This window comes from Brevundimonas sp. G8 (genome assembly GCF_902506205.1).
Lineage (GTDB): Bacteria > Pseudomonadota > Alphaproteobacteria > Caulobacterales > Caulobacteraceae > Brevundimonas.
Map to the genome: position 1 here is coordinate 1,845,177 of NZ_LR732816.1, position 11,297 is coordinate 1,856,473.

Here is an 11,297-nt window from a genome sequence, read left to right on the forward strand (position 1 = left end):
CTGCTGTTAGGGCCAGACCCGCGACCCTATTCGGTTTCTGCGAAGTGGCGCCAGAAACGAGAACAAAAAAGGCCGGACGTCGGAGACGCCCGGCCGAGGTTTTTCAGGTTTCAGAGAGGTCCAGACTCGTGCCGGGACTAGAGGATTTGCAGGCCGGGGATACGGATGGAGCCGCGCACGATCGTGCAGTTCCGGCCTGTCGGATTGATGGGCGGCAGCGCATTGTTGTTGAAGGTGGCCGTGTTGGTCGCGTTGTTCCAGGCGACGACGACTGTCCCGTAGCACGGATCATTGGCGACAGTGTTCGCGCCAATGGTCAGGGCGATGGAAGTGGTCGATCCCGGTACGACGGCTGCGCCCCAAGCACCTGTCGGCGCCACCGCCAGGCATGTGATGCTGCCGGGCGTGATGCTGCGGGTTGGGATGGGCGCGCTGGTCGCGCTGAGGGGGCTGGCCGTAACTGATACATTACAGGTTGCAGAAACGGTCTGCGAAAGCGTCACTGAACCCGATCCCGACACGCTGCCCGAGCTAGGCGAAAACGATTGCGCGAAGGATGGCGAAGCCATGGCGACCGTCGCGAAGGCTGCGGCGGCGAAGGAAAGTGTCTTGATCATGATAGTCCTCCCTAGTGCGGGCCGTGGTCGGCCCTGTGAAATTTGGACTGTCCCAATGTTTGGACGCCTATTAACAGCGCCGTCAACACTGATGAGTCAAGAAAAAATTGTTATTTTTCAGTATGATAAACCTGGCATGGCACGAAACCCCGACCGCAGTGGCGGTCGGGTAAAACAATCGTTGGCGCACCGACGGGCGTTAGCGCCGTCAGAAGCTCTTGGTCAGACGCACGGCGATCAGCCGTGGATCCAGGGTGAAGACGTTGGTGGTCAGTCCCGTGTCATCGGAGTTGGTGAAGGCGTCGACAATCGGCGCGTCGTCCAAGATATTCTTGACATAGGCCTGAAGGGTGAGGCCGCGCCGTTCATCCTTGACCGAGACTGACAGGTTAAGGTTGTCCCACCCTTCCAGCCGGTCGTATTCGGTGTTGTAAACGCGGAAGAAGCTCTCACCTTGGCGATAATAGTCACCGCGTACAGTCACATCCCAGTTGCCAAGGAACCAAGTGTATTGAGCCCCGATATTGGCGGTCCAGTTAGGCGAGTTGGGCAGTTCGTTGCCGCCTAGATCCGCCTCAAATCCGCGCCCGGCATTCGGAGCTTCCGTCAGGGGATTGTAGGTGAAGCCATAGAGAGCCCAGAATGGAAGGCTGGAATTAAGCTCGGGGTTGAAGGTGCCAAATCGCGATGAGCCGCCACACAAGGCACTGATCGCAAGGTTCGCAAACTCCGGCCCAAACGGGCTGTCCAGAATTCGTTCGACGTATTCAGTAGGCGCGACACAGTTCGATGGCACTTGAATCCATGGTCGAAGCACAGTCCAGTCCGGGTTGCCCTGCGTCCGGTCCATGACGTTGATGGACCCTTCACCATCGGCGATACGCGTGTTCAGATATCCGAAATTGCCATCGATCTGAAAGTTGGGAGTAGGCTTGTAAACAGCTTCCAACTCTACGCCCCAGATGGTGGCGTCAAAGTTCTCGTTCAGGGAAATGCGGTCAACGATCTGGGATACCTGATAGTCTTTGTAGTCGTAGTAGAAGGCGGTGGTGTTCAGCCGAAGCGCCCCATCCAAGAGCGTGTTCTTGGTGCCGATCTCGATGGCGTTCACATACTCGGGTTCGAATGTGCTGGCCAAGGGCAGGTATTCGACAATGCCAGGCTTCAGATCCAAGCGCGGCGGATTGGTCCCGCCTCCCTTGTAGCCACGCGATAACGAGGCATACACCAACGTGTCGTTGGTGAAGGATAGGTCCGGAGTCCAATCCAGGACCAGGCGCCCCGTGACTGCTTCCCACTGCTGTTCTATATCTGGAAGGGCGTAGTATCCACGACGTACAAAGCCGCCGGTTGAACTACCGGGGGTGCCGTCCCGGTCTGCTCCCAGTAGCAACTGGCTTGGATAGGGCGTTGTGACCTTACGGTCCTCTGTATAACGAAAGCCGGTAGTCAGACGCAGATTAGGCTTCAGGTCCCAGTATCCTTCACCAAACACCGCCCAGGAGCGGGTATGAATGACGTTCTTACTGCGAAAATAGTTATGCCCATCTCCGTTGATATCGCTCAAACGATTGGGGTCGACGTAAACACATTCTAGATCGCGATTTTCTTCACAAAGCTCGCTATTTCTTCCTGTAAAATCACTAAGGTCCTGATTATAAAAATATTCCGCGATAAGAGAAAACGTGTTGTTGAATACGTAGTAATCGTCTTGAGATTTGAAATCTAAATAGTTCGCACCAAGGCTGAAGTTGAACTTACCATCCATTTCGGACTGAAGTCGAAATTCTTGATACCATTGACGGTTATCTGACTGGCTGATGTCGGCCGAAAGTATGCGGTCTGAGGGACCGAGTTGCGGGTCGTTGTATATTCCGCCAGGCGTCGCTTTGGACGGTAGTGGATCGCCGAAAAAGTCGAGTGCCTTGCTGCTGTCCGAAAAAGCTGGGTTTGAGACGTATCGCGCATAATCCTGAGACGCGTAATAATCGTCCTTGGCATAGGCCGTCTGAGAATACAGCGTCAGCATATCGGTCAGATCAAATTCAAGATTGACCTGAAAGATGTCGTTCTTCGCGCGAAACACCGGATCGAAGTTGGTCGCGATTTCTCGCAGATTGCGTGACTGGACGACGCCTTCATAGGGGTCGGCGCCCAAGGGGATCAGGAAGGTTAGCTGCCCGTTGCTGTCCTGACCGATATCGACGGAGGTAGACAGAAATCGGATAGGCCCAAAGGATCCACCGTTCGGTGTGCCATAGGCGGCGTCTGCATACAGTGAGCCAGGCAGGCAACCCTGACTGAGTTGATCCTGGTTATAGGGTTGAACCACCGCTACCGATCCGACCTGCGTCAAACCAGGATCGCGTGTGCACAGCTGTTTTCCGGTGCGCGAGCGGTTGTCGTCTTCCTCGAAATGTTCCCAGATCGCATTGGCGCGGAACCGGGCGGTCGGCTCCCAGCGGGCCGACAGGCGGGTGGTGAACAGGTCGCGGTCGTTGACGTGGGTGTCGTTGAAGCTGTTGTAGTCGAAGCCGTCCCGCTTGGTGGCGGCGAAGGCGCCGCGCACGGCGAAGGTGTCGCCCAACGGGATGTTGACCATGGCCTGGGCGCGCTTGGTGTCGTAGTTGCCGAGTTCGCCGGTCACGAATGCTTCGGACTCGAAGCGCGGCAGTTCAGGGAACATGTTCACCACGCCGCCGGTGGCGTTGCGGCCATAAAGGGTGCCTTGCGGACCGCGAAGCACCTCGACCCGCGCGACATCCAGATACTCCTGCTCGAACAGCCGGTTTCGGATCAGGGGGGTGTTGTTGAAGCTGACGGCGACCGCCGGATCGCTGGAGGCGGAGACGGCCTTGGTGCCGACGCCCCGGATCGAAAAGTTGTACATGCTGAAGTTGGACTTGGAGAAGGTGACGTTCGGCACGGCGCGCAGCAGTTCCGAACCCCCTTCGATCCGCAGGGACTCCAGCGTTTCAGACGACAGCGCCGTGACCGCGATCGGCACGTCCTGGATCGACTGTTCGCGCTTTTGCGCCGTGACGATGATGTCGTCCACGACCGCAGGCGAAGGCTGGGTCTGACCCGCTGCAGTCTGCGCCAAGGCGGATCCCGAGGTGATCAGGAGGGCCGCTGTCGATACGGAGATTGCCAGACGCGCGCGAATACGGGCCGTTGAAGCCATGAAGTCCTCCCGAAGCGCGCCGGCTTTATCAGGGGCGCGTAATGTGCGTTTCCTCCCGCCTGTATTTTCCGCTCGGCGGGGCGGGGCCACCGGCGGTTGTCGTCAACTTCGCACTACTCACCGCCATGTCAATACCTATTGACAGCGATGTTGGTTGACGGTCATCCGAAAGCGGGCCGGATTGTCGGTGTCGGCGGCGTGAAGCTTGGCGCCACAAAGGGGGAGCGGGATGGACTTTGACGCCGTAATCGTTGGGTCGGGGCTGGCCGGTCTGGTGGCCGCGAACGAGTTGGTCCAGGCCGGACGTCGGGTGGCGCTGGTGGACCAGGAAAACGCCGCGAACCTGGGTGGTCAGGCCTATTGGTCGTTCGGCGGACTGTTCCTGGTCGACAGCCCCGAACAACGTCGCTTGGGCGTGCGCGACGGATTCGATCTGGCCTGGTCGGACTGGCGGGGCAGCGCAGGTTGGGACCGTCTGGACGGCGCGCTGGCGCAGGACGAATGGGCGACGCGTTGGGGCCGCGCCTATGTCGAGTTCGCAGCGGGCGAGAAACGCAGCTGGCTACGACGTCACGGCATTCGACTGACGCCGATGGTCGGCTGGGCCGAGCGGGGCGACGGCCGCGCCGACGGTCACGGCAACTCCGTGCCGCGATTCCATGTGGCGTGGGGAACGGGAACGGGCGTGAGCGGCCCCTTCGCAGCCCGTGCAATAGAGGCGGAGAAGCGCGGCGCGCTGTCGTTTCACCCGCGCTGTCGTGTCGACGAGCTGATCGTTGAGGCCGGGCGCGTCACAGGTATTTCAGGCGTCAAGCTGGCATCGGACGATGCGCCGCGTGGAGCGCCGTCCAACCGCGACGTGACGGGGTCCTTCACCCTGCGGGCCCCCGCCGTTCTGATCGCCACCGGGGGCATCGGCGGCGACCATGACAAGGTGCGACGTCTCTGGCCGGCCCGTTTGGGAACGGCGCCGCGCGAGATGATCACCGGCGTGCCCGCCTATGTCGACGGGCGGGGGCTGGACATCGCTGAGGCGGCCGGCGCGCGCCTCGTGAACCGGGACCGTATGTGGCACTACGTCGAGGGCATCCAGAACTGGAACCCCATCTGGTCCAGGCATGGCGTACGAATATTGCCGGGACCGTCGTCGCTCTGGCTCGACGCTTTGGGGCGGCGTCTGCCGTTTCCTGCCTTGCCGGGTTACGACACCCTGTCGACCCTGCGCCATCTGCGCACTACCCCGGATCTGGCGGCGCACGACCATTCCTGGTTCGTGCTGACCCAGGCGATCATCGAAAAGGAGTTCGCTCTGTCGGGCTCCGAGCAGAACGGCGACATCACTTCCGGCGAGTGGCTGCGAGTGCTCAAGACCCGACTAGGCAAGGGCGCATCCCCTGAAGTCGAAGCCTTCAAGACGCAAGGCGCGGATTTCGTGATTGCGAAGGATGTCGATACGCTGGTCGCGAAGATGAACGCCCTGACGGCGACGCCCCTTCTGGACGCGGCGGCGGTGCTTTCCATCATTGAGGCGCGCGACGCCCAGATCCAAAATCCCTATGCCAAGGACGTTCAGGTTCAGGGCATTCACAATGCTCGTCGCTATCTCGGCGATCGACTGGCGCGAGTCGCCAAGCCCCATCGCCTGCTTGATCCGGCGGCCGGCCCGCTGATCGCCGTCAAGCTTCATGTCCTCACGCGCAAGAGTCTCGGCGGCATTCAGACCGATCTGAGCAGTCGAGTTCTGAAAGCCGATGGATCGGTTCTCGAAGGTCTCTACGCCGCTGGCGAGGCCGCCGGGTTCGGGGGCGGCGGGGCCCACGGCTATAACGCCCTGGAGGGCAGCTTCCTGGGGAGCTGCATTTTCACAGGCCGTGCCGCTGGTCGCGCCATGAGCGACCTGGGCTGAGGACCGACCCCAGATCGCGCTGCTGGCGACGGTCTATGCTGCAATCCTCTTCCCCATGGCCGCGCCGTTCGGTTTTTGGATCCGGCGGACTAGTTGATCCGGGTCCAGGTCTGGGTGCGACACAGCAGGGGCGCGATACAGCCCCGCACGGACAACCGATCACGCTCGACCAGCGTCAGGGTTCCCCGAGCGGCGCGTTGGCCGCTGTCTGGATCGTAAAGCGGCCCGCCGTTCCAGGCGGTAGGACCGCCCGTGAACCCGTCCAAGACCCTTACGCCTCTTAGAGGGCGCTCACGCAGGTTCGGATCGCGATTGCGCACGTCCTTCTGGTCCGGGTTGCGCCGAAGCGGCGCGGCATCGACGACCCGACCGCACAATGCGGATCCGCAGGCGTGGATTTCGACGACCCCGCTCTGGGCGGCGGTGCGCCATTTGCCGATCAGAAGCCCATCCTGAGCCGTCGCCGACCCCGTGAGGACGAGGCCGGTGATCAGGGCGGCGGCGGCCCGAAACATCAACTGGAGACCAATAGGCTGTTGCGCAGCTCGACCGGGATTTGGTCGTAAAGCGTGGGTCCGGCCAAGCCCAGGCGCGCACGGGCCTGATCCAGAGGCTCAGCCATCAGAGCCTCATAATCCAGCCCCGGCAGCCAGGCGGCGCGGCGCCCACGACGCCAGGCCTGCAGGATGGCGCGTGCGCAGGGATGGCCCGTCCGAGCCCGCGCAGCTTCCACCGCGACACCGGCGGCGATCAGGCCGAAGCCGGCGCTTCGGGTCTGCGGCAGCGAGAAGGCGACCACACAGGCTTCGCCCAGCGCGTCGGTGCGATAGCCGGCGAGGATGTGCCAAAGGTCGTGGACATCGCGTAGACGGCGTGCATACCAGGCATAGGGATGGGCGGCCTCGATCTCGCTGTCTGCGACCTTCTGGCTTTCGCTCGCCAGGCCGTAGGCCGATAGATTGCGCTCGTCGATGAAGTCCAGATAGGCGCGACCCACGGAGTTCTGAGGCAGGGATTCCAGCCATGGCCGGTCGTGAAGGCGATCCGCTAGTTCGATCATCTTGAAGGCTTGTCGCGACCCTTCGGTCTGTTCCAGCATCTTGTGATAGCCGCGCCTGACCGAACTGCCGGCCAAGGCGTTCATGATCTCGAACACCTGGGTCGTGTCTTCCTTGTTGGCGATCAGTCGTCGCAAGGCGCGCAAGGCCCTCAGCGGCTGAACACGCCGAGGCTGAAGCCGACCGGCGGCGCGGGCGGGCGCTCGAAATGCTCCGTCATCGATCAATAGGTCCGCTGTCACTTGCTCTCTCCGGCCGCTGCGCTTAACCAATCTGCTATCTACATGGATGTAACTAACAACAATGTCAATAGAGCGCGTTCGTCGTCGTCGGCGCACCCCGGACGAAGCCCGCCAAGAGGCCTTGGTCTGCGCGCGTGCGCGGTTGCTCGCGGGTGGGCCGGATTCCGTCACGCTCAAGGCGGTGGCCGACGACCTGGGCATGACCCACGCCAACCTCATCCATCACTTCGGCTCGGCGGAGGGGCTCCAGTCGGCGCTTATGGGGTCCATGGTCGCGGACCTGTCCAACGCTCTGGATACGGCCATCGCGCGCCTGCGCACCGATGACGGCGCGCCGCTGGAACTGGTCAACGCCGTGTTCGACGCCTTTGCGGAAGGCGGAGCGGGCAAGCTGGCGGCCTGGATCGTGCTGAAGGGCGACCTTTCGCACCTCGAGCCAGTCCGCAGCGCCGTGAACGGGCTGGTGCACGCCATCCAGGACAAGCTTGGCGACCCCTCGGACGCCAGCCAGATTCGCCTGTCTTCGGCCGTCCTCTTCATCGCGTTGAGCGCCTTTGGCGAAGCCTTGATCGGAGAGCCGCTCAGGGACATGCTCGATCAGGACGAAGACGCCAGCCGCCGCGTCGTCGCGGGACTGCTGCCCTATTTCGTTGCGCGGTCCGAACGGTGAATCAGAAGAACAAGCTCACACGCAGTCGGGATTAAATCGTTCGGCGCCCGCCCAGTCGCACTGGCCATCGATGCAGTCGATCAGGTTGCTGTCGAAACGATTGGCGGCATGGTCGAAGACCTTGAACCATCCTCCGTCGTCCCACACGGCGGTCGGCATCTTCATCGGTGCGGCATAGGCGGCCTGGAACTTGGCGTAGTAGAGCCGGATGTTGTTGCAGTTCATGGTCGGCAGGCGACTATGCCAACCCACACCCCATTCACCGATGAAAACGGGCATGCCCTGGCCGGTCGTCGCGGCCCAGCGGGCCATCGTCTCCATGGGGTCGCGGATGTTCGCATCGGTCCAGGCGTCGGCGTAGTCGCCTTGGTTGTCGCCTGCGAAGGTCCAGGGATTATAGTGGTGGAAGGTCGCCATCACATAGGGATCGCGGCCCGCCCCGACGTCTGAAAGGTCAGGCCATGTCCGGGCCATTTCATCGGCGCCGAACCACTGGTTTCCGCCGATCACGACGATGCGCGCCTTGTCTCGCGCCCTGATTTGATCGTAGGCGACGCCCGTCATTCGCCGAAGGACGGCTGGCGGCATCGGATCGTGATTGGCGAGATGGGGCTCATTCAGGATTTCGAAGATCAGGCGATGATCCCGATCGCCGAACTGGTCGCTGATGTCGGCCCAGAGCCGACCGAGCACGTCGGCCCGACCGCTCTCTTTCAGTCGTTTCTCATGATGGGCGTTGATCACCACATAGAGGCCGGGTCTGGAAAGGGCGTAGTCGACGACGGCTTTCAACGCCGCCAGGCGAGGGGAGGCGAGGTCTATGCGGCCTGTGCCCGCGTCCGCCAGCGTGTCGCCATCGACGTCTTCGGTCCAGGTGACCGGAATCCGCACGACCCGAAAACCACGATCGTAATAGGCGTCGATCTTGGGCCGTGCCGCCTCCAGCGTCGGCGGATGTTGGCTGTTGTCGAACATCTGACCAAGATTGAAGCCCTTGCCCATCTGCGCTGCGGCCTCATGGGCGGTCGGCGCAGGCGTCGTGGACTGAACGGGCGAGAGGTTGGCGGCGGCCGAGAACGAAGGTTCTGCAACGCCAAGGGCGACGCAGAAAATCAAACCTGCTGCGATCTCTGCAATCTTCATGTCTGCGCACCCTACCGAAACGCCGCATTGACAGCGCTGTCTTTCACTTTGTCAACGCGTCGCGCGCACGCCGTAAACGACGCCGCCGCCCAGCAGGGCGATAGCAGCGGAGGCGATCATCAGGGTCGGCCAGTCCGAACGCGTCGGCCCCAGGGCGACGATCGCCAATACAGGGGCAAGAATGGCGGGCAGGGTGTTTGTCAGGTTCATCACGCCCAGATCGCGAGCGGTGTTCTTTCTCGAGGGCAGAATTTGAGCGACCAGCGCGGTGTCCACCGTGGTGTAGAGGCCGAACCCCAGCCCATAGAGAATATAGCCGACAAGCGGCCCAGGCCATTGCGGCCATAAGGCGAAAACCAGCAGCCCGCTCGCGAGCAAGCCGCCTGCCAGGAAAATGAACGGCTTGCGCCGTCCAAGGCGGTCCGAGAGCAGACCGCCGACGAACCCGGCGGCGAGGGTCAGAACCGTAGAAATGGCGATCAGCTTGGCCAGGCCGCTCTCGACCGTCGCGCCCGTGAACCGATCTGCATATCGCGCATAGTCCGCCAGATAGAAGAGCATATAGGCGCCGACCACGCTGGCGGCGATCTGGAAGCAGAATCGCGAGGCCCAGACGAAGCCGAAGTCCGCGCTGAGACGACTTCGCGGCTGAGACGTCGGGTCCGATGCGCGTGGCGGGCTCGGCCCTTCGCGCCAGGTCAGCAGCAAGGGCAGGACGCAGGCCGACACCAGGATGCTCAAAACGATCAGCCGTGCGGCGGCGGAGGGGAACAGAGGTGTCGCGATCAGCACGCCGCTGGCCGCACCCATGGGCGCAGCGAGGCCGATGAAGGCGGCCACGCGCCCCTTTTGATCGTCGGGCACCCTGTCAGCAAAGACCGCATGCAAAGGGGCGAACATCAGATTGAAGGCGAGCTGAAAGCCCATGATCGCGATGACCAGGCCGCGCGGTGAGTTCGCGGCCTCGATTGCGGCATAGGCCAGCAAGACGCCGATAAGACCGCACAGGATCCAGGGCCGGCGTCGGCCGAAGCGGCCCGGTGTGCGGTCGCTGATCCAGCCGGACCCGAGGTTGGCGAGGCTGGCGGTGACGGCGCCCCACAGCGTGACGAGGCTGAGCAGACCGATCTTGTCACCCGGAGCGAGGACGGCCGCCTGAAGCGGAATCAGCAGGGTCAACAGCGGCACGAAGGCGATAAAGGCGCCGACATAGGCCAGGGTCAGGATCGCGATGAATCCGGCGCCTACGCGGGCGGGCCCGGCCTGTTGAACGTCGTGGACGAACTGCATGGCGTGGAGCAGTGACGATTGTCTGCGTCCTTCGCGAGCGAAATCTTGCGAGCCCACGCGCAAACGGGCCATAGGTCGGGTTCGAACCGACGACTCGTTACGGGCGTCTGCGGGGGCGGGGACCAGGATGCCTGCGACGATCTATGATGTTGCCGCGCTGGCGGGCGTATCCATCAAATCCGTGTCTCGGGTGCTGAATCGCGAACCCAATGTCAGCGCGGCCCTTCAGGCCAAGGTTCAGGCCGCCGTCGAAAGCCTGGACTATCAGCCGAGCCTGTCGGCGCGCACCCTGGCTGGCGCGTCGTCCTATCTGATCGCGGCCTTCGTCGACGCCGATCTGACCCTGGAGCATTGGCGAAGCGGGCGCGGCAACGACTATCTCAGCCGGCTCGAATACGGCGCGCTCGTGGAGTGCCGCAAGGCCGGGTATCACCTTCTGGTGGAGCTTGTGGATTACGGTGCGCCGAGTCTGGAAACCCGGCTGCTATCCCTGTTGAGATCGCTACGGCCGGACGGGGTGTTGCTGACGCCGCCGAACGCCGACGATCCGACCGTGCTCGATATTCTGGAACGCACCGGGACGCCGTTCGTGCGATTGGGCGCCGACCGGGACCTGGGACGGGGAATGCGGGTCTTCATGGACGATCGTCAGGCCGCCATGGACATGACGGATCATCTGATTGGTCTGGGCCACCGAAGGCTCGGATTCGTCTCGGGGCCCGCCGCCTATGCCGCCAGTCAGGCGCGACGCGAAGGCTATGAGGCGGCGTTGGCGGCCCACGGCCTGATCGCGCAACCGGACTGGATCGTCGAAGGCGACTTCACCTTCGCCTCGGGCCGCAAGGCCGGCGAGTCGCTACTGACCTTGGCGCAGCCGCCCTCGGCCATCTTCGCCAGCAATGACGATATGGCCCTGGGCGTTCTCAATGCCGCAGCCGCCTTGGGCATCGCTGCGCCCGGCGGGATTTCCGTCTGCGGCTTTGATGATACGCCCAGCGCCATGTTCAGCACCCCGCCTCTGACGACAGTGCGCCAGCCGGTCGCAGAGATGGCGGCCGCCGCCACACGCATGTTGCTGAACGCCACGCGCTCGCCCGGCCACGCCGTCGAGAAGATCGACTATGTGCTCGTAGATCGAGCTTCGACACAGCCGCCGCGCTGAAATTTCTTTGGCGTTGACAGCGCTG

9 protein-coding genes are annotated in these 11,297 nt (G+C 62.6%); 3 read left to right on the forward strand and 6 right to left on the reverse strand.

The window, feature by feature from the left end:
• Positions 1 to 137: 137 nt before the first annotated feature.
• Both CHRYSEO8AT_RS09010 and CHRYSEO8AT_RS09015 read right to left on the reverse strand, forming a co-directional pair.
• Positions 138 to 617, reverse strand: coding sequence for a hypothetical protein (locus CHRYSEO8AT_RS09010; RefSeq protein ID WP_159849264.1), 480 nt, complete (start codon positions 615 to 617; stop codon positions 138 to 140).
• 208 nt (positions 618 to 825) lie between these two features.
• A complete protein-coding gene (locus CHRYSEO8AT_RS09015) occupies positions 826 to 3,801 on the reverse strand; it encodes a TonB-dependent receptor (RefSeq protein ID WP_159849266.1) in 2,976 nt (991 codons plus the stop codon).
• A 229-nt stretch (positions 3,802 to 4,030) separates the two neighbouring features.
• Here CHRYSEO8AT_RS09015 and CHRYSEO8AT_RS09020 point away from each other — a divergent pair, with 229 nt between their 5' ends.
• Positions 4,031 to 5,707: an FAD-binding dehydrogenase gene (locus tag CHRYSEO8AT_RS09020; RefSeq protein ID WP_159849268.1), complete on the forward strand. Its 1,677-nt coding sequence runs from the start codon at positions 4,031 to 4,033 to the stop codon at positions 5,705 to 5,707.
• 89 nt (positions 5,708 to 5,796) lie between these two features.
• Here CHRYSEO8AT_RS09020 and CHRYSEO8AT_RS09025 read toward each other — a convergent pair whose 3' ends face one another.
• Entirely contained in the window at positions 5,797 to 6,222 is a 426-nt protein-coding gene (locus CHRYSEO8AT_RS09025) for a DUF2147 domain-containing protein (protein WP_159849271.1), read from the reverse strand.
• A complete protein-coding gene (locus CHRYSEO8AT_RS09030; protein ID WP_236547486.1) occupies positions 6,222 to 6,902 on the reverse strand; it encodes a Coq4 family protein in 681 nt (226 codons plus the stop codon). The genes CHRYSEO8AT_RS09025 and CHRYSEO8AT_RS09030 overlap by 1 nt, the downstream gene beginning before the upstream one ends.
• Before the next feature lie 166 nt (positions 6,903 to 7,068).
• Between CHRYSEO8AT_RS09030 and CHRYSEO8AT_RS09035 the strand changes: the two genes are divergently transcribed.
• Positions 7,069 to 7,677, forward strand: a complete 609-nt coding sequence (locus CHRYSEO8AT_RS09035; protein WP_159849273.1) for a TetR/AcrR family transcriptional regulator — start codon at positions 7,069 to 7,071, stop codon at positions 7,675 to 7,677.
• A gap of 15 nt (positions 7,678 to 7,692) precedes the next feature.
• On the opposite strand, the gene CHRYSEO8AT_RS09040 is transcribed toward CHRYSEO8AT_RS09035, so the two are convergent.
• Positions 7,693 to 8,820, reverse strand: a complete 1,128-nt coding sequence (locus CHRYSEO8AT_RS09040; protein ID WP_159849275.1) for a glycoside hydrolase family 5 protein — start codon at positions 8,818 to 8,820, stop codon at positions 7,693 to 7,695.
• A gap of 51 nt (positions 8,821 to 8,871) precedes the next feature.
• Entirely contained in the window at positions 8,872 to 10,110 is a 1,239-nt protein-coding gene (locus CHRYSEO8AT_RS09045) for an MFS transporter (protein ID WP_159849277.1), read from the reverse strand.
• Positions 10,111 to 10,237: 127 nt separating this feature from the next.
• On the opposite strand from CHRYSEO8AT_RS09045, the gene CHRYSEO8AT_RS09050 reads away from it, so the two are divergent.
• Entirely contained in the window at positions 10,238 to 11,272 is a 1,035-nt protein-coding gene (locus tag CHRYSEO8AT_RS09050) for a LacI family DNA-binding transcriptional regulator (RefSeq protein WP_159849279.1), read from the forward strand.
• Positions 11,273 to 11,297 lie beyond the last annotated feature (25 nt).